This window comes from Massilia sp. CT11-137 (assembly GCF_047302885.1).
Lineage (GTDB): Bacteria > Pseudomonadota > Gammaproteobacteria > Burkholderiales > Burkholderiaceae_D > Telluria > Telluria orientalis.
This window is the reverse complement of sequence record NZ_JBKYMP010000002.1, coordinates 3453896-3474542: the sequence shown is the minus strand read 5'-3', so window position 1 is coordinate 3474542 and position 20647 is coordinate 3453896. Positions and strand designations below refer to the sequence as shown.

The window sequence follows — 20647 nt, the reverse complement described above, 5'->3', positions numbered from 1 at the left end:
ACGGAATGACACAACAGAACAGCAAACCGAAGCGCTTCCGGTCGCAGGACTGGTTCGATAACGAAGAGCGCATCGACATGACCGCGCTCTACCTCGAGCGCTTCATGAACTACGGCATCACCCCCGAGGAACTCCGCTCGGGCAAGCCGATCATCGGCATCGCCCAGAGCGGCAGCGACATCTCGCCGTGCAACCGCATCCACCTGGACCTGGCCAAGCGCGTGCGCGACGGCATCCGCGACGCCGGCGGCATCCCGATGGAATTCCCGCTGCATCCGATCTTCGAGAACTGCCGCCGCCCGACCGCGGCGCTGGACCGCAACCTGGCCTATCTGGGCCTCGTCGAGATCCTGCACGGCTACCCGATCGACGCCGTCGTGCTGACGACGGGCTGCGACAAGACGACGCCGGCCCAGCTGATGGCCGCCGCCACCGTCGACATCCCCGCGATCGTGCTGTCCGGCGGTCCGATGCTGGACGGCTGGTTCGAAGGTGAACTGGTCGGTTCCGGCGCCGCGATCTGGAAGGGCCGCCGCCGCCTCGCCGCGGGCGAGATCGACGAGAAGAAATTCATCGACATCGCGACCGCATCGGCACCGTCGGCCGGCCACTGCAACACGATGGGCACCGCCTCGACGATGAACGCCATCGCCGAAGCGCTGGGCATGTCGCTGACGGGCTGCTCGGCCATTCCGGCGCCGTACCGCGAGCGCGGCCAGATGGCGTATGAAACCGGCAAGCGCATCGTCGGCATGGCGTTCGAAGACCTGCGTCCGTCGCAGATCCTGTCGCGCGACGCGTTCATCGACGCGATCGTCGTCAACGCCGCGATCGGCGGTTCGAGCAACGCCCAGCCGCACATCGTCGCGATGGCCCGTCACGCCGGCGTCGACATCACGCCGGAAGACTGGATGGAATACGGCTACGACGTGCCGCTGCTGCTGAACATGCAGCCGGCCGGCAAATACCTCGGCGAGCGTTACCACCGCGCCGGCGGCACGCCCGCCATCATGTGGGAGCTGGAGCAGAAAGGCCTGCTGCGCTCGAAGCGCCTGACCGTGACCGGCAAGACGATGGCCGAGAACCTCGTCGGCCGCGAAAGCCACGACCGCGAGATGATCACCCCGTTCGACCAGCCGCTGAAGCAGAAGGCCGGCTTCATGGTCCTGAAGGGCAACCTGTTCGACTTCGCGATCATGAAGACGAGCGTGATCTCGGACGCCTTCCGCCAGCGCTACCTGTCGGCGCCGGGCTCGGAAAACGCGTTCGAGTGCAAGGTCGTCGTGTTCGACGGTTCGGACGATTACCACCACCGCATCAACGATCCGGCGCTCGGCATCGACGAAAACACGATGCTGGTGATCCGCGGTTCGGGTCCGGTGGGCTGGCCCGGTTCGGCGGAAGTCGTCAACATGCAACCGCCCGATGCACTGATCAAGAAGGGTATCAACGCGTTGCCGACGCTGGGCGACGGCCGCCAGTCCGGCACGTCGGACAGCCCGTCGATCCTGAACGCGTCGCCGGAAAGCGCGGCGGGCGGCAACCTGGCGCTGCTGCGCACGGGCGACCGCGTGCGCGTGGACCTGAACACGGGCAGCTGCAACGTGCTGATCTCCGACGAGGAACTGGAAGCGCGCCGCAAGGACGCGCCGCCGCCGATTCCGGGCAACCAGACGCCGTGGCAGCAGATCTACCGTGCGACCGTCGGCCAGCTGCACACGGGCGCCGTAATGGAGATGGCCCTGCAGTACCGCGACGTCGGCCACGACATGCCGCGCCATAACCACTGATCGTCACCATCCCTGCAAGGGCCCGTTCGCGGGCCCTTTTTTCATTCTGGAGCCCTAGATGCACGCTACCATGATCCGTATCTGCCGGGTACTCGTCCTGGCCCTTTCCTGTGCCGCCTCCGTCCAGGCGGCACCCCGCACCGTCACCGCGCTGGACGACGGCTGGGAATTCGCCAAGGGCGCGCCGGTTGGCTGGACCGCCGTCGCGCTGCCCCACACGTTCAACGCGGACGACGGCACGTCGCCCAATCCCTATCGCGGCGCGGGCTGGTACCGGCGCACGCTCACGGCGCCTGCCGTCAAAGGAGGGCGCACGTATCTCGAATTCGACGGCGCCGCACTGTCGACCGACGTCTGGCTGAACGGCACGCGCATCGGCCGCCACGAAGGCGGCTTCGCGCGCTTCCGCTTCGACGTCACGGACCAGCTGCGGGCGGGCGCCAACGTGCTGCTGGTCCGCGTCGACAACACGCGCCAGCCGGACGTCGCGCCGCTCGGTGGCGACTACACGCTGTACGGCGGCCTGTACCGGCGCGTGCGGCTCGTGACGACGGCCGACGTGCACGTCGACATGCTCGATGCGGGCGGGCCGGGCGTGTATTTCGACACACCCGAGGCGACGCGTCCGCACTGGCGCGTGCGCGTCGCAAACGACCGCCCGCGCGCGGAGAACGTCGTGGTCACGGCCCGTCTGCGCGATGCCGCCGGCAAGGTCGTGGCGACGGCGCAGCGGTCCGCCGCGCTGCCCGCGCGCGCCGTCGTGCCGGTCGAGCTGGATGCTGCGCTGGCCAGCCCGCACCTGTGGCAGGGCGTCGAGGATCCGTACCTGTACACGAGCGAAGTGACGGTGGCCCGTGCGGACGCGGTGCTCGACCGTGTGGACAACGAGGTCGGCATCCGGACCTTGCAGCTGGATCCGGACCGCGGCCTGCTGCTGAACGGGAAGCCGTACCGCGTGCACGGCGTGAACGTGCACCTGACATATGTGCCGGGCAAGGGGACGGCGGTCGACGATGCGGACATCGATGCCGACTACCGCATCCTGGAAGAACTCGGTGTCACGGGCCTGCGCTTTGCCCACTACCAGCACAACGAACACAGTTACGCGCTCTCGGACCGCAAGGGGTTCCTCGTGTGGACCGAACTGCCGCTGACGTCGGAAGTGGGCGCGAGCGATGCGTTCGCGGCCAATGCGGCGCAGCAGGCGCGCGAGCTCGTGCGCCAGAATTTCAATCACCCGTCCGTGTTCGTGTGGGGACTCGGGAACGAGATCTACAAGGTCGACGAGGTCAGCGGCCGCGTGCTCGACGCGATGCAGAAGCTCGTGCATGCGGAGGACGCGAGCCGGCCGACCGCGTACGCGAACTGCTGCGCGCCCATCGACGGGCCGCAGGCGCTGCACACGGACGCCGTCGGGTCCAACGTGTATTTCGGCTGGTACGACAAGGAGTTCTCGGACCTCGCGCCGTTCCTGGCGGCCAACCATGCGAAGCGTCCGCGCACGCCGCAGTCGCTGAGCGAATACGGCGCCGGCGGCAGCGCGCTGCACCAGGAAGACCCGGTGCGGCGCCCCGTGGCGCCCAGCCGCTGGCACCCGGAGCAGTACCAGGCGCTGTACCACGAGGCGGCCTGGCGCCAGATCGAGGCGGCGCCGTGGCTGTGGGCGAGCTATGTGTGGACGGGCTTCGATTTCGCGTCGGCCGGGCGCAACGAGGGCGACGCGCGGGGCGTCAACGACAAGGGCCTCGTCAGCATGGACCGCAAGGTGCGCAAGGATGCGTATTACTGGTACCAGGCCAACTGGTCGAAGAAGCCGATGGTGTACATCACGTCGCGGCGCGCCGTGACGCGGACCGCGGCGGACGTGGAGGTCAAGGTGTACAGCAACCAGCCGGCGGCGCGGCTGCGGGTGAATGGCGTCGACCTGGGCGAGCGGGCCGTGGAGGGCCGTATCGCCCGCTGGCCGGTGCGGTTGGCGCCGGGCGCCAATCGCATCGAGGTGGAGGCGGGCGGCGTCGTGGACAGCGTGGCGTGGACGTTGGCGCCGGAAACGCGCTGACGGCCGTTGCTATGCATGGTTCCGCGTGGGCACGTGGTGCCCACCCTACGGTGACGGCGGATTACTTCGCGACCTGCAGCGTACCGTCCACCATGCGCGCGAGGCCCAGCGGGTTCTCGTCGCGCAGCGCTTCCGGCAGCAGTTCCGCCGGCACGTCCTGGTAGCACACCGGACGCAGGAAACGTTCGATGGCCGTCGCGCCCACGGACGTGGTGCGGCTGTCCGACGTGGCCGGGAACGGGCCGCCGTGCACCATCGAGTGGCTCACTTCGACGCCGGTCGGGAAGCCGTTGAACAGGATGCGGCCGGCCTTGCGCTCCAGCGTCGGCATCAGCTTCGCGGCCAGGTCGCGGTCCGCGGCCGTCGCGTGGATCGTGGCCGTCAGCTGGCCTTCCACGTGGCGCGTCACTTCCAGCAGCTCGGCGTCGTCCTTGCACACGACGATCAGCGAGCTCGGTCCGAAGATCTCTTCTTCCAGCGCGCTGTTCGACAGGAACGTCGCGGCGTCCGTCTGGTACAGCGCGGCCTGCGCGGCGCAGCCGCAGCCGTCCGGGCTGCCCTGGGCGATGAGTTCCACGCCGGCGAGACCGGAGCGGCGCGCGATCGCGTCGACGTACGCCTGGTGGATGCCCGCGGTGAGCATCGTGCCGGCGCCCTTGGCCGCCAGCGCTTCGGTGACGGCCGTGCGGAACACGTCCAGGTCCGGGCCGGCGAGGGCGATCACGAGGCCCGGGTTCGTGCAGAACTGGCCGGTGCCCATCGTGAGCGAATCGACGAAGCCTTGCGCCAGCCTGGCGCCGCCCGCGGCCAGTGCGCCCGGCAGCAGGTAGAACGGATTGATGCTGCTCATTTCGGCGTAGACCGGGATCGGTTCCTTGCGGGCCTGCGCCGCATTGACGAGCGCCAGGCCGCCATTGCGCGAGCCGGTGAAGCCGACGGCCTTGATCACGGGGTGCTGGACCAGCGCGAGGCCGATCTCGAAGCCCGTACCGATCAGCATGGAGAACGTCCCTTCCGGCATGCCGCAATCTTCGACGGCCTGGCGGATCGCCTTGCCGACGAGTTCCGACGTACCCAGGTGCGCGTTATGCGCCTTCACGACGACGGGGCAGCCGGCCGCCAGCGCGGACGCGGTGTCGCCGCCGGCGACGGAGAACGCGAGCGGGAAGTTCGACGCGCCGAAGACGCCAACGGGGCCGAGGCCGATCTTGCGCATGCGCAGGTCGGGACGCGGCGGCGTGCGCTGGGGCAGGGCGGAGTCCAGTGTCGCTTCGAGGAAGTGGCCGTCGCGGACGACCTTGGCGAACAGGCGCAACTGGTTGCAGGTGCGCGCGCGCTCGCCCTCCAGGCGCGCCGTCGGCAGGCCAGATTCGGCGGAGGCGCGCTCGATCAGGGCCGGGCCGAGGTCCATGATGCGGTCGGCGATGGTCTCCAGGAAGCGGGCGCGCTGCTCGAGCGGCTGGCTGCGGTAGGCGTCGAACGCCTGCTCCGCGAGCAGGCAGGCGGCGGCCAGGTCGTCCATGCTGGCCGCGCCGAATTCCGGTTCCATTTCGGCGCGCGTGGACGGGTTGTAGGCGCGCAGCGTGCCGGCGCTGCCGCGCACGGCCTGGCGGCCGATGATCATTTCGCCTTGGATGTTCATGAGGGCTCCTTGTTAAAAAAAAAGCGCCGCCGCGACCCGTGAAGGCCGCGGCGGCGGTGTGCAGGAATCGATCAGCGATTGTATCGAATCATGCGGATTCCCGTTGGATCAGAACGAGTACTGGGCCAGCAGCGTGTAGCGCGGACCGCTCATGAAGACCTGGCGCGTGAAGTTGCCCGCGTGCTGCTCCATGATCTGGCGCGTGTACGAGTTGGTCAGGTTCGTGGCTTCCAGGCCGACGCGGAACTTGTCCGTGAAGTCGTAGAAGATCGAACCGTCCAGCTGGCCGTACGGTGCCTGGTACAGCGGCAGGCCGAACGCCTGGTCGTTGTTCGTCGTCGGGATCAGGTACTTCGCCGGATCCGCCGCCGGGTTCGTGTTCAGGCCGTTGTTGCCGCGGCTGCCCCACTGGTTCACGCCCAGCAGGTAACGCGAACGCCAGTTGTAGGCGAGGCGCATCGACAGGCCGTGCTGCTCGTACATGACCGCGAAGTTGATCGTGTGACGCGACAGGCCCTGCAGCGGGGTCTTGCCGAACGCACGGCCGTCGGTATCGCAACCGTTGATCGACAGGTTGTAGTTCGACGACGCGTCGTTACCCGAGCACCAGGCGTTGAACACCGGCTTGTTCAGGGTGCGCTCGCTCGACACGTAGGTCCAGCTGGCCTGCGTACCGATGCCCTTCAGCCAGTCGGGCACGAAGTCGTAGTACTGCTGGTGCGCGATCTCGAAGCCGCGGGCGTAGCCCTTGGCGCCGTTGACGGGACCCGTGACCACGAACGTTTGCGGCTTGCCGTTGACGTCGGTCGCCTTGTACGCGTAGTCCTGGGTGATGATGATGTCCTTCAGGTCCTTGTTGAAGGCCGAGAAGGTCAGCGAACCGGCTTTCGCGAAGTACCATTCCGCGGTCAGGTCGACGTTGGTCGACGTGGTCGGCTTCAGCATCGCGTTGCCGTCGCTGGTACCGGTCAGCGTCGTGCCGTTGAAGATGACATTCGTCGTATTGCCGGATGCATCGCGGATCGTCGTCTGGTTCGGCGCCGAGTTCAGCGTGGTCTGCACCTGCAGCTGGTTGAAGTCCGGACGCGCCATCGCCTTGGCCACGGCGAAGCGGAACTGCAGCTCGTCGCTATACTTCAGGCGCAGGTTCAGGCTCGGCAGCCAGTTGTGGTACGAGTTGTTGTACGACTGGGCTTCCGCGAACGGCTTGATGTAGATGAGCGTGTCCACGCCGGTGACGGGAGCGTCGGTCGGGATGGTGACGCCGGCCGGGCTGTAGGCGACGTAGCCGCTGCCGGCGCCGGTCGTCTTCACGTAGCGGATGCCGATGTTACCGTCGATCGGATACTTCAGGTCGTCGAAGCCGAAGCGCAGCTGCGTGTAGGCGGCGCGGGTCTTCTCGCTCTGCGTGTTGGTCGCGGCCGGATCGTTGAAGGTCGCAGCCTTCCACGGATCGCAGGTCGAGCCCTGTTCCTTGCACAGCACGTCGTGGTAGGCGTGGATCTTGGACCATTCGTCCGGGAAGCCGCGCACCACCGACTCGTTGGCGAACAGCATCGCCGGAATGTTGTACTTGCCGTCGAAGAAGTTGTCGATCTTCTGCAGCGACGAGCCGCCGGCGAAGCGCGGATCACCCAGGCGGGCGACGTGCGGGATCTGCCAGCCCTCCATCCACGGGAACGTGATGGCCTGCCAGTTGTAGAACTTCTGGGCCTTGTGGTTCTCGCCGTCGCGGTTGGCCATGCGGAAGCCGAAGCGGACGTCGCGCAGCACCGGGTGGTCGAACGCATACTTGAAGTCGGTCTTCCACGCCTTCTGGGTGGCCGTGGCGTGATCCAGCGCTTCCTGGGTGTAGGCCCAGTAGTAGTTGTTCGGATCGGCCATGTAGGCCGGCGAGCCCAGCGTGATCTGCGGGACGTTGCCGCGCATGTCCATCTTCTGGTTCGGCATGATGAAGCCGGTCGACACGTCGGCGTCGAAGCCTTCGGTCGTCGAATGGACGTGCTGGAAGTCGTTGGTCCAGGTCAGGTCCGGCGTCACGCGCCATTGCAGGTTCAGCGACGTGTCGCGGGTGCTCGATTCACGCGTGTTGATGCGCTGCGAGCTGTTGAACGGAGAGCCGCCATAGGTCGGGTTCGAGATCGTACCGCTCTGGAACACGCCGTTGCTGTTGAAGACGGCATCCTGGCTCGCGACCTGCTGGTACCACTTGTCCTCGGACGACGTGACGACGTGCTCGTCCAGGTCTTCCTTGTACTTCGTCTTGAAGTAGGTGAGGGCGGCCGTGAAGTCGCGGTTCGGACGCCATTGGAAGGCGGCGTAGTCGCCGCGGCGGGTACGCTCGAAGTCCTGCGAGCGGTAACCGACGCCCAGCGGGATCCACTGGGTCTTGGAACGGTCGTACTTGGCCGGGTCGGTCGAGTTCACGTGCGGGAAATACGGGTCGACGCCGACGCCGTCGGAGCGGGTCGGGCTCTTCGCGTGCGCGAAGTCGACCAGGGCGCCGAATTCGCCGAACGTGTCCGACTTCCAGCGGTTCGACAGTAGGATGGTGCCGGTCGGGGACGGCGCGCCCTTGCGCAGCGTCGAATACGATTCCGACACGCCCACGGTGCCCTTGAAGCCCTTGTAGTCGAACGGCATGGCCGTGCGCAGGTTCACGAGGCCCGCGACGGCGCCTTCGATCTGTTCCGCGGACGGGTTCTTGTAGACGTCGACGCCGGCCATCAGCTCCGGTGCCACGTCGGCGAAGCCGAGCGAGCGGCCGCCGCCGGCCGAGAACGCGTCGCGGCCGTTGACTTCCGAACGCACGTACGTCAGGCCGCGGACGGAGACGCCCGAGCCTTCGACGGACTGGCGGTTCGGGTCGCCGGCCATGTTGCGGTCGATGGTGACGCCGGCGATACGCTGCAGCACCTCGGTGACCGAACGGTCCGGCAGCTTGCCGATGTCTTCGGCGACGATCGAATCGACGACTTCGTCCGCATTCTTCTTGAGTTGTTGCGCCGACTGCAGTGCCGCGCGCTGGCCGCTGATGTGGACCACGGTAGGGGCTGGGTTGGCCGTGGTGTCGGCGCTGGTCTGTGCCCATGCTGCGGCGCTGGAAAGAACGGCTACGTGCGCAACCGCTGCCGCAATCGCGGTCTTCTGGAAATTCCTCATTGTCTCCCCCGATGATCAGGTTGTGTTGTTATGGAAAGCTCTAGCAAAGCCAGTGCGGATGTGATGCTTAACACTGGTTGTTATACGCTACCATAAAATTTTTATTGTTTACGACTCAGTTGCCAGTTTTGTGACAACGCAACGTGTCTTGTTGCCGACAGCTCGAGCAAACAAAACGTTGCCAGGACCGCGCCGCCGTGCACAGGCAAGCCGGGAGAGCGCTTGGCCGCTAGCGAACACGGTCCTGTGTACAGAGTGAAAACCGCCTTGGACAGGACGTTCACGTGCGAACGTGTCACGCCTGACCCCGGCAGTAAGGTCACAACATCGATGTTATACGCAATCGATTTCATAACTGCCAAAAAAATCTTTTCGTGCGTGTGAGAAATACAACATCTGTGTATTGGCAGCGCTACCTTTTCACACCGTCTCGTAGTGTTGCGGGGGTTAGCAGCTAAACATGCTAAACAAGCCACGTAACGGTATATTGACGTGTTAGCGCGAACATTTTTGCCTTGCGCATCCAACATCCCTTGGCTTAGGATACCGGTCATTAGCGCCATAAAAACAATTCCGGAGACACATGCGTAAATCACTCGCCCGCCAGACCGCCGCCGCGCTGGCCTTCCTTGCTGTCGCCGGCAATGCCATGCTGGCGCCCATCCCCGCGCAGGCCGCGGGCCACTACAAGCATTTCAAGACGGCGATCTACATCCCGGTGAACGTCACGCAAAGCCTCGTCGACCCGCAGGTCTTCGAGCACCAGTTCGCGCGTGCCATGAGCCAGGTCCCGTTCGACAAGGTTTACATCGAGGGCTACCGCGACAACCACTTCGCCAGCGACGCCGAGATCGAGGCCGTGAAGCGCCAGTTCCAGGCGAAGGGCATCGAGGTGGCGGGCGGCGTCACGCTGGCCGCGGGCGGATTCAACGGCCAGTTCATGACCTTCGATTACGAGTCGCCCAAGGACCGCGACACGTGCAAGCGCGCGATGGCACTGATGGCGCGCCATTTCGACCACGTGATCCTCGACGACTTCACGTTCTACACGTCGAAGTCGGACGCCGACATCAGGGCGAAGGGCAAGCGCACATGGACGGACTATCGCCTCGCCACCATGCGCAAGGTATCGCAGGACCTGATCATCGACCCGGCGCGGGCAGTCAACAGGAACGTCAAGATCGTCATCAAGTACCCGAACTGGTACGAGCATTTCGAGGGCCTCGGCTTCGACCTCGCGCAGCAGCCCGAGATGTTCGACGGGATCTACGCGGGCACCGAGACGCGCGACCCGGTCATCACCGACCAGCTGCTGCAGCAATACGAGTCGTACAACATCATCCGCTACTACGAGACCCTCCGTAAGGACGGCAAGAATGGCGGCGGCTGGGTCGACACGTATTCGATCCGCTACGTCGACCGCTATGCGGAACAGCTATGGGACACGATGCTCGCGAAGGCGCCCGAGATCACGCTGTTCAACTGGCACCCGGCCGCGCAGGACACGCCGGCCGAAGCGGGCGAGCGTCCGTGGGCCGGGCAGGATACCTCGTTCAATTGGGACCGCATCGTGGCCGACTGGAAGGCCGCGAACCCGGATGCGAAAGCGCCGCCGGGCTGGGGTCTTGCCGCCGGCGCCGCGCTGAAACAGATCGACGCGGTGCTGGACCAGCTGGGCAAGCCCACCGGCATCCCGACCTATCGCCCGGCCAACTCGTCGTCGGCGGAAGACTTCCTGCCCAACTACCTGGGCAATGTCGGCATCCCGATCGCCCTGACCGCGCGCTTCCCGCAGGATGCGCAGACGATCCTGCTCACGCAGGCATCGGCGGCCGATCCGGACATCCTCGACAAAGTGAAACGCCAACTGGAAGCGGGAAAGGCGGTATTCGTGACGTCCGGCTTCGTCAAGGCGACGCAGGATCCGAAGCGCAAGGACCGCGGCTTCCAGGACATCGTCGAAGTCTACGCGACGGGGAACCAGGTGCTGCTGAACGACTATTACAACGGTTATGGCGCGGGCAACGGCGAATCGCTGCGCGACGATCCGAAGGTGGCGCCGCGCGACGTGTTGTTCCCCGAGCTGCACTACTTCACGAACGACGCGTGGCCGATCATCCGCGGCGTCGCGGGCGCGCGCGGCTTCCCCGTGCTGCTGATGAACCGGTATTCGAAGGGCGTTCTCTACATCCTGTCCATTCCCAGCAATATCGGCGACCTGTATAGTATGCCGCCAGGCGTGATGAACAGCGTGAAGACCTACCTGATGGCCGACGCGCCCGTCCGCATCGAGGCGCCGGCCGGCGTGAGCCTGTTCACTTACGATAACGGCGCGTACGTCATCCAGTCGTTCCGCGATACGCCGACGACGGTGAAGGTCGTGAAGCACGCGGTGGACGGCAAGGCGCGTCCGGCGGCCGAGACGGTGCCGGGCGCGAGCCGCGACACGGTGAACGAGGTGGTGATTCCGCCCCATAGCTTCCGGGTCTACAAGGGCTAAACAGGTGTATGTACGCATGATGGAGACGCTGTAATGAAGTCGATGAAGCTGGCCCCGGCGGTGGCCCTTGCTCTGGCGTTGCTGGCGGGCCGCGTGACGGCACAACAGCAGGAGCCGTACGTGTGGGACAGCGTGGCGATCGGCGGCGGCGGCTTCGTCACGGCCGTGGTGCCCAGCCGCGCCGCACCGGGTGTTGCATACGCGCGTACCGACGTGGGCGGCGCCTACCGCTGGGATCCGCGCGAACGCCGCTGGACGGCGCTGCTCGACTGGGTGGCGGAAGACCAGACCGGGTACCTCGGCATCGACGCGTTGGCCATCGACCCGCGCGACGCCGACAACATCTGGCTCCTCGCCGGCATCGCCTACCTGAACGGCGGCCGCACGGCGATCCTGCATTCGACGGATGCGGGCAAGACCTTTTCCATCGTCGACGTCTCCAGCCAGTTCAAGACGCACGGGAACGGCATGGGCCGCCAGGATGGTGAGCGCCTCGCCGTCGATCCGGGCAACAGCAAATTGCTCTACGTCGGCACGCGCCGCGACGGCCTGTTCAAGAGTGTCGACGCGGGCCGCACGTGGGCGCGCGTGACGGCGCTGCCGGTGACGTCCACGCCGAACGACGTGGGCCTGACCGTCGTCGTGCCGGACCCCGCCAGCGTGAAGGAGGGCCAGGCGCGCCGCGTGTTCGTCGGCGTGTCGCGCTTCGGCGCCGTCGGCCCGAACCTGTACCGCAGCGACGACGCCGGCACGACGTTCGAACCCGTGGCCGGCGCGCCGGTGGACCTGATGCCCCAGCGTGCGATCCTCGACGGGGCAGGGAACCTCATCGTCACGTTCGCGAACGGCGCCGGCCCGCACCCGGACCGCAGCGGGCGCGAGCCGATGGACCGCGGGCAGGTGTGGAAGTACGCGATCGCGAGCGGCGCCTGGACGAACATCACGCCCGCCGGCTGGACGCGGCCGTTCGCCGGCATCAGCGTCGATCCGAAGAATCCGCAGCGCCTCGTCGCGTCGACCATCAACACGTTCCTGCCGCAGGGCGACGCGAAGGGCGACCGCATCTTCCTGTCGAACGACGGCGGCGCCTCGTGGACCGACGTGATCGGCCGCGGTTTCGTGCGCGACGCGGCCGGCGTACCCTGGCTGAAAGGCCACTCCATCCACTGGGCCGGCTCCGTCGAGTTCGACCCGGCCGACACGCACGCCGTCTGGGTCACGTCCGGCAACGGCGTGTTCCGCACCGCGAACATCGATGCGTCGCCCACCACGTGGACGTTCACGGTCGACGGCCTGGAAGAGACGGTCCCGCTGGGCTTCGTCAGCATTCCCGGCGGCCCGCTCGTTTCCGCGATCGGCGACATCGACGGCTACCTCCACGACGATCCGTCCCGCCACGGCCGCATCCACGATCCGCAGATCGGCACGACGACGGGCCTGGCCTACGCTCCCAAGGATCCGAGGACGATGGTGCGCGTGGGCGACAGCATGCTCGTCACGCACGACGGCGGCGCCACGTGGACGAAGACCGCGGCCATCAAGGGCAGGCGCGGACAGGTCGCCATCTCGGCCGACGGCGCCGTGATCCTGCATGCGCCCGAAAAGGCGAAGGAGGTCTGGCGCTCGGGCGATGGCGGCGCGACGTGGACTGCCGTCGCGGGCCTCGCGAAGGCCAACCTGCGGCCGGTGGGCGATCCGCTCGACGCGAAGGTGTTCTACGCGTACGACGACACCGCGCTCCTCGCCAGCACCGACGGCGGCGCCTCGTTCGCCCCGCGCGCGAGCCTGCCCGCGGGCGGGTCGCGTCTCGTGCGCGTGGCGCCGGGCCGGGGCGGGGACGTGTGGGTCGCGCTGAAGAACGGCGGTCTCGTACGCTCCGTGGACGGCGGCGCCCACTTCGCGCCGCTGGCGGCCGTGCGCTATTGCGGCGCGGTCGGTTTCGGCAAGGCGGCGCCGGGGCACGACTACCCCGCGGTCTACATCTGGGGCGACGTGAAGGGCATGCGCGGCATCCACCGTTCCATCGACGGCGGCGCCACCTGGACCCGCATCAACGACGATGCCCACCAGTACGGCGGACCGGGCGACGGCCAGTTCATCGTGGGCGACATGAACCGCTACGGCGTCGTCTACATGAGCACGGCCGGCCGCGGCATCGTCTACGGCAAACCCGCCGCCAACTGAACAACGCTTTTCGACAGCGATTTTTATGACCTCTATCTGTAATCGATTTCATCGGATGATGATCGCACTGGCGCTGGCCGGCGTCGTCTCCACTGCGCTGGCCGCACCCGACCTGGTGCTGCGCTACGACCGCCCGGCCCAGGACAACGACCAGGGCTGGGAAAAGGAAGCGCTCCCGATCGGCAACGGCCGCATCGGCGCGATGGTGTTCGGCGGGCTCGCGCGCGAGCACCTGCAGTTCAACGACATCACCCTGTGGTCGGGCGACGCGAAGGAGACGGGGACGTATCAGCCGTTCGGCGACGTCGTCGTGGACCTGCCCGGGCACGACAGGGACGCGCAAGACTATCGGCGCACGCTCGACATCGCGCGCGCCGTCCACACCGTCACGTACACGCACGGTGGCGCGCAGTTCCGCCGCGAGGCGTGGGCGAGCTACCCGGCGCAGGTGATGGTTCTGCGCCTGACGGCGGACAAGCCGGGCCAGTACACGGGATCGATCGCGCTGTCGGACCGCCACGGCGCGCATCTCGCGTCCAGCAAGGACACGCTGTATGCGACGGGCACGCTGGCCGGCTGGACGCTGCCGAACGAGGCGCCGACGACGAACACGCTGGACTACGCGAGCCAGGTGCGCGTCGTGAACGAGGGCGGCAAGGCGGCCGTCGAGAACGGCCGCATCGTGTTCACGGGGTGCGACGCGCTGACCGTCATCGTGGGCGCCGGCACCAGTTATGTCGCCGACGCGGCGCAGCACTTCCGCGGCGAGCATCCGCTGGCGCGCGTCACGGCGCAGGTTGCGGCCGCGGCCGCGCGTCCCGCCGACCAGCTGCGCACCGAGCACGAACGCGACGTGGCCAGCCTGCTGGGCCGCGTGCAGCTGGACCTGGGCGCGACGGCGGCGGAGCGCAAGGCACTGCCGACGGACGCGCGCGTGCTGGCGTACACGAAGGACGGCAACGACCCGGAGCTGGAAGCGCAGTACTTCCAGTACGGCCGCTACCTGCTGGCGTCCAGCTCGCGCGGTTCGCTGCCCGCGAACCTGCAGGGCCTGTGGAACAACAGCCTCACGCCGCCGTGGCGCTCGGACTACCACACGAACATCAACGTCCAGATGAATTATTGGCCGGCCGAAGTGACGAATCTGTCCGAGATGGCCAAGCCGTTCTTCGGCTTCGTGACGAGCGTGGCGCCCGTGTGGCGCCAGGCGACGGCGGCGGAATTCAAGGCTAGAGATGGGAAGCCGGTGCGCGGCTGGACCCTGCGCACGGAATCGAACCCGTTAGGCGGCATGAGCTATACCTGGAACAAGACGGGCAACGCGTGGTACGCCCAGCACTTCTGGGAACACTACGCGTTCACGCAGGACAAAGCGTTCCTGGCAAACGTCGCGTACCCGATGATGAAGGAAGCGAGCGCGTTCTGGCAGGACTACCTGAAGGAACTGCCGGACGGCCGCCTCGTCGCGCCGCAGGGCTGGTCGCCCGAGCACGGCCCCATCGAGGACGGCGTCACGTACGACCAGGAGATCGTCTGGGACCTGTTCAACAACACGGTGGAAGCGGCGGACGTGCTCGGCGTCGACAAGCCGCTGCGCGACAAGCTCGCCCGCATGCGCGACCGGCTCGCGGCGCCGAAGGTCGGCAGCTGGGGCCAGCTGCTCGAGTGGCTCGACGAGAAAAAGGATCCGGTGCTGGACACGCCGGGCGACACGCACCGCCACGTATCGCATTTGTTCGCGCTGTTCCCGGGCCGCCAGATCAGCCCCGCGCGCACGCCTCTGCTTTCCGCCGCCGCGAAGCGCACGCTGGAAGCGCGCGGCGATGCGGGCACCGGCTGGTCGATGGCGTGGAAGATGGCGTTCTGGGCGCGCCTGTACGACGGCGACCACGCCTACAGGATGCTGCGCGGTGTGCTGGCCAGCCCCGGCGCGCGCGCGGCCCAGCAGGCCAGCGCCGGCTCGGAGCAACTGAATGCCGGCGGCACGTATCCGAACCTGCTGGATGCGCATCCGCCGTTCCAGATCGACGGCAATTTCGGCGCGACCGCCGGCATCGCGGAGATGCTGCTGCAGTCGCAGGCCGGCGCGATCGAGCTGCTGCCGGCGCTGCCGTCGGCGTGGCCGGATGGTGAAGTGAAAGGCCTGCGCGCGCGCGGCGGATTCGAGGTCGACATGCGCTGGACGCGCGGCCGTCTCGTCGATGCCGTCGTGCGCCGGGTAGCAGGCAGCGGTGCCGCGACCGTGCGCTATGGCGCGCGCACCGTCGCGGTGAAACTGCGTCCGGGCGACAGCGTGCGGCTGGACGCGGCACGGTTTTGAGGAGTTCAGAGGCAGACCCCGAGAGGTCGTCTCTTTGCAGTGAAGGGCACCGTCATTCGATGGGCCCTGTTGTCAGCCAAGAGGAGATGTAAATGTATCAGTTCAAGAAAACAGCCATCGCCGTGGCCGTAACGCATGTCGCGTTGCTGGCCGGCGGGATGGCGGCCGCGCAGACCGGGCCCGGGGCGCCGACGGCAAGCAATGTCGTCGTCGTGACGGGCCAGCGCGCCGCGCTCGATTCGGCGCAGGCGCTCAAGCGCGATGCCGACGAGATGGTCGATTCGATCGTCGCGGACGACATCGGCAAGCTGCCGGACCGTTCGATCACGGAAGTGCTGCAGCGCGTGGTCGGCGTCACCATCGACCGCACGATGTCGAAGGGCGACCCGGAGCACTACTCGGTGGAAGGCTCGGGCGTCACGATCCGCGGCCTGTCGTACACCCGTTCGGAGCTGAACGGCCGCGATTCGTTCTCGGCCAACGGCGGCCGCTCGCTCAACTTCGAGGACGTCCCGCCGGAGCTGATGGCCGGCATCGACATCTACAAGAACCCGTCGGCGGAACAGATCGAAGGCGCCATCGGCGGCCTCGTGAACCTGCGCACGGCGATGCCGTTCGACTTCAAGGGCCGCAAGATGGCCGCGTCGCTGCAGGACACGTATTCGGAACTGAAGAAGGGCAAGCGCCAGCCGTCCGGCTCCTTCATGTTCTCCGACCGCTGGAAGACCGGCTTCGGCGAGATCGGCGCCCTGGTCGACTACGCGTATTCGGAGAGCGGCACCCGTACCGACGCGTTCCAGGTCGAACCGTATTACCAGCGCAGCGACGTGGTCGCCGGCCAGAACGTGTGGGTGCCGAAAGGCTCGCAGTACCGCACGCTGAACTTCGACCGCAAGCGCCAGGGCCTCTACGGTGCGCTGCAATGGAAGCGGGACGCGAACCTGCAGTCGTCGCTCACGTACTTCAAGTCGAAGTACCGCATGCAGTGGGACGAGCAGGCGATCTTCTCGTCCGCCAGCCCGTACAACATCGGCGTCACGAACGGCACCTACGGCACCAACGGCCAGCTGCTGACCGGCACCTTGACCGACGCCACCGACAAGGGCATCGATTTCGGCGCCGACACCCGCGCCGCCAACCGCAAGTCGCAGACGACCGACATCTCGTGGCACCTGATGTGGCGTCCGAACAGCGACTGGCAGTTCGACACCGACGTGCAGCGCGTGCGCGCGACGAGCAACAGCTTCGACTCGACCGTCGCCACGGCCGTCAAGATGCCGTACGAGAACGTGGACCTGTCCGGCTCCGTGCCGAAGCTGACGTTCGACGACGTCCAGACCGCCTACCTGGCCAATCCGGCCAATTACTACTGGGCGTTCACGCAGGAACACTTCGACGACAGCCATGCCGGCGAATGGGCGTGGAAGACCGATGCGAAGTACACGTTCGACCATCCGGTCCTGCGCGACGTGCGCTTTGGCGTGCGCCTGACGAAGGCCGATTCGACGACGACGAACTCGAACCCGAGCTTCAACTGGGCGGCGATCACGCAGCCGTGGCAGTCGGACACGGGCGGCCAGCTCGCGTACCTGAGCGATCCGCGCTTCTCGAACCAGACGCAGGTCCACCAGTTCACGAACTTCTTCAACAATAACACCCCGGTCCCGTCCCTCGTGTTCCCGAACGTGGCGCTGGCCACGGGCTACCCGGGCAGCTATGCCACGCTGCACAGCTACCACGACATCCTGTGCCAGCAGGCGAACCAGGCGAACGGCACGACCAACCCGTGCACGCCGTGGTCGCCCGCGACGTTCGGCACCGACCCGGCCGGCACCAACGACCTGTCCGAGCGTACCGGCGCGTTCTACACGCAGCTGCGCTTCGGCTTCGACGACCTGAAGTACCCGATCGACGGCAACATCGGCGTGCGCTATGTGCAGACGCTGCTGAAGGCGCACGGCTACACGGTGTTCAATCCGAACATCACGCAGCCGGCCGAGGGCACGACGGTCGTCGGTCCGGAAATCCCGAACATCGCGGCATTCTCGACGCGCCAGGACTTCGACAACCACTACCACAATGTGCTGCCGAGCCTGAACCTGCGCATGAAGGCGACCGACAAGCTGCAGTTCCGCTTCGCCGCCGCGATGGGCATCTCGAAGCCGGACTATTCGCAGCTGCAGAGCTACACGACCCTGTCGGAAAACGTCGACCAGACCACGACCGGCAACGTCGTCACCGTGAACAACGTCGGCCTGACGGGCACGGGCACCGGCAATCCGAAGCTGCGTCCGGTGCAGTCGCGCCAGGTCGACCTGTCGGCGGAGTGGTATTTCGCGCCGGCCGGTTCGCTGACGATGGCCGTCTTCAACAAGCAGTTGAAGGACATCATCATCAACCAGTCCTACGGCTACAACGTCGCGGGCGTGACGGGCACGCCGTACACGTTCACGGTCACGGGCCCGGTCAACGGCGCGCGCGGCCATGCGCGCGGCATGGAGATCGCGTACCAGCAGTATTTCGACAAGCTGCCGGGCTGGATGTCGGGCTTCGGCGTCCAGGCGAACTACACCTACGTGGACAGCAAGGAAGACCTGTACCATCCGGTCAACTCGGCGTTCTGCACGGGCAGCTCGAACGGCGCGGATAACCTGAACCTGAACCAGAACGGCTGCGACACCAACGGCGCGACCTTCGGCAACCTGCCGCTGCAGAACCTGTCGAAGAACGCCTACAACCTGGCCCTGTTGTACGACAAGGGCAAGGTCTCGGCGCGCCTCGCGTGGGCATGGCGTTCGAAGGCACTGCAGAACGTGAACGTCAACGGCACGAACGGCACGGACGGCCGCCGCGTCGACCCGGCCACGGGCACGACGCAGACGGTCGCGTGGGCGTTGCCGACGTGGTCGGACAGTTATGGCCAACTGGATGGTTCGTTCTTCTACAATATCAACGAGCAGCTGTCGCTCGGCGTGGAAGCGCAGAACCTGACCAACTCGAAGTACCGACAGCTGATGCAGCAGTCGATCGGCATGATGACCCGCGCGGTCTTCGTGTCCGGCCGCCGCTACACGGCGTCGCTGCGCTATTCGTTCTAAGCGCATCACGGACGGGCGGCCGCGCATTTTCGACACTGGCCGCCCGTTTTTACAACCACCGCGACCGAAGGAGACCCGTTCGCATATGAAATCCATGTCCTTCCGCCTGCTGGCCGCCGGCCTGCTCGCCGCCACCACCTGCCACGCCGCGTACGCCGCGCCCGAACTGCCCCGCATCGTGGGCAAGGACGGCCGCTACGCGCTGATGGTCGACGGCGCCCCGTTCCTGATCCTGGGTGGCCAGGCCCACAATTCCAGCAACTACCCGGCCGCGCTGCCGAAGGTCTGGGCCGCCATGAAGGACGTGCATGCGAACACGCTGGAGATTCCCGTCGCGTGGGAACAGATCGAGCCGAAGGAAGGGACCTTCGACTTCAGCTACGTCGACAAGCTCGTGCAGCAGGCACGCGAGCACAAGACGCGCCTCGTGCTGCTGTGGTTCGGCACCTGGAAGAATACCGGCCCGGCATACGCGCCGGAATGGGTCAAGTTCGACAACAAGCGCTTCCCGCGCATGATCGACAAGGACGGCAAGACGAGCTACTGCCTGTCGCCGTTCGGCGAAGCCACGCTGGCCGCCGACAAGAAAGCCTTCGTCGCGCTGATGGAGCATATTAAAAAGATCGACTCGGACAAGCGCACCGTGATCATGGTGCAGGTCGAGAACGAAGTGGGCACCTATGGCGTCGCGCGCGACTACGCGGCGCGCGCCCAGGCCGCGTTCCAGCAGCCGGTGCCGGCCGCCGTCCTCGCGCACCAGCCGCCGCCCGCGGGCCGGGCGAAGCAGGGTTCGTGGAGCGAAGTTTACGGCGACTACGCCGACCAGTATTTCCACACGTGGGCCATCGCCAGCTACATCGAAGACATCGCCAAGGCCGGCCGCGCCGTGTACGACCTGCCGATGTACGTGAACAATGCGCTGCGCGCGCCGGTGCTGGACAAGCCCGCGCCGCCGTGGAAGGCGGACTTCGCCTCCGGCGGCCCGACGTACGACGTCCTCGGCATCTATAAGGCGGCCGCGCCGCACATCGATTTCGCCGGCCCGGACATCTACATGCCGGAGTCCAGCAACGTGAGCGCCACGCTGCAACTGTTCCAGCGCCCGGATAATCCGCTGATGGTGCCGGAGATGGGCAATGCGGCGGGCTATGCACGCTACGTCTACCAGATCATCGGCAAGGGCGCATTGGGCATCGCGCCGTTCGGCTTCGACTACGCCATGTACAGCAACTATCCGCTGGGTTCGAAGTACACGGACAAGCGCATGATCGAGCCGTTCGCGAAAGTCTACGACGTGTTCGCGCCGATGCAGCGCGTGTGGGCGAAGTGGGCGTACGAAGGCCGCACGTACGGCGTTGCGGAAGGCGACGACCGCAAGCCGCAGACCGTGACCATGAACGGCTGGAACGCGCACCTGTCGTTCCGCGAATTCCAGTTCGGCGAGCGCGAATACCTGAAGGACAAGAACGAATACGCGGAAGGCACGGACCAGCCGTCCGGCGGCGCCGCGATCGCGCAGATCGGCCCGGACGAATTCGTGATCGTGGGCCAGCAGATCCGCGTGAAGTTGTCCGGCACCGGTCCGAATGCCGGCAAGCCGACGGGTTATGCGCGGGTGGAAGAAGGTCGCTTCGACGCCGACGGCAAGTGGGTCATGGAACGGAACTGGAATGGGGACCAGACCGACTATGGTTTGAACCTGCCCGCCGTGCCGACGGTGTTGAAGGTGAAGATGGGGTCGTACTAAAACAAACAATACCTCGCGGCGGTGCAAAATCGTCGTCGTTCCCGCGAAAGCGGGAACCCATGCTGCGCGTCTTGAGCCGATTCAGTATGGATTCCCGCGTGCGCGGGAATGACGGCGTTAGCGGCGTCGCTTTACTCTAGGAGAC

At 66.5% G+C, this 20647-nt stretch carries 9 protein-coding genes; 7 read left to right on the top strand and 2 right to left on the bottom strand.

The genetic code is table 11. The features are described from left to right. Positions 1-5: 5 nt before the first annotated feature. Both ACEN98_RS32260 and ACEN98_RS32255 read left to right on the top strand, forming a co-directional pair. Positions 6-1790, top strand: a complete 1785-nt coding sequence (locus ACEN98_RS32260) for an IlvD/Edd family dehydratase (RefSeq protein WP_413388913.1) — start codon at positions 6-8, stop codon at positions 1788-1790. A gap of 58 nt (positions 1791-1848) precedes the next feature. Further along, positions 1849-3849 (top strand): glycoside hydrolase family 2 TIM barrel-domain containing protein, encoded by a 2001-nt coding sequence (locus ACEN98_RS32255; protein WP_413388912.1) that lies wholly within the window; start codon positions 1849-1851, stop codon positions 3847-3849. A 61-nt stretch (positions 3850-3910) separates the two neighbouring features. Here ACEN98_RS32255 and ACEN98_RS32250 read toward each other — a convergent pair whose 3' ends face one another. Next, complete coding sequence (locus ACEN98_RS32250; RefSeq protein ID WP_413388911.1) at positions 3911-5491, bottom strand: aldehyde dehydrogenase (NADP(+)); 1581 nt, start codon at positions 5489-5491, stop codon at positions 3911-3913. 108 nt (positions 5492-5599) lie between these two features. Beyond that, positions 5600-8536, bottom strand: coding sequence for a TonB-dependent receptor (locus ACEN98_RS32245; RefSeq protein WP_413388910.1), 2937 nt, complete (start codon positions 8534-8536; stop codon positions 5600-5602). Between the two features lie 700 nt (positions 8537-9236). On the opposite strand from ACEN98_RS32245, the gene ACEN98_RS32240 reads away from it, so the two are divergent. From ACEN98_RS32240 to ACEN98_RS32220, 5 genes are all read left to right on the top strand, one after another. Continuing rightward, positions 9237-11153 carry a hypothetical protein gene (locus tag ACEN98_RS32240; RefSeq protein ID WP_413388909.1) on the top strand — a complete coding sequence of 639 codons (1917 nt, stop codon included), beginning with the start codon at positions 9237-9239 and terminating at the stop codon, positions 11151-11153. 33 nt (positions 11154-11186) lie between these two features. Next, the gene (locus ACEN98_RS32235; protein ID WP_413388908.1) at positions 11187-13337 is read left to right on the top strand and encodes an exo-alpha-sialidase; all 2151 of its coding nucleotides are present in this window, start codon (positions 11187-11189) and stop codon (positions 13335-13337) included. A 55-nt stretch (positions 13338-13392) separates the two neighbouring features. Further along, positions 13393-15657: a glycosyl hydrolase family 95 catalytic domain-containing protein gene (locus tag ACEN98_RS32230; RefSeq protein ID WP_413388907.1), complete on the top strand. Its 2265-nt coding sequence runs from the start codon at positions 13393-13395 to the stop codon at positions 15655-15657. 92 nt (positions 15658-15749) lie between these two features. Then, positions 15750-18755 carry a TonB-dependent receptor gene (locus tag ACEN98_RS32225; protein WP_413388906.1) on the top strand — a complete coding sequence of 1002 codons (3006 nt, stop codon included), beginning with the start codon at positions 15750-15752 and terminating at the stop codon, positions 18753-18755. An 85-nt stretch (positions 18756-18840) separates the two neighbouring features. Beyond that, a complete protein-coding gene (locus tag ACEN98_RS32220) occupies positions 18841-20502 on the top strand; it encodes a DUF5597 domain-containing protein (RefSeq protein ID WP_413388905.1) in 1662 nt (553 codons plus the stop codon). Positions 20503-20647 lie beyond the last annotated feature (145 nt).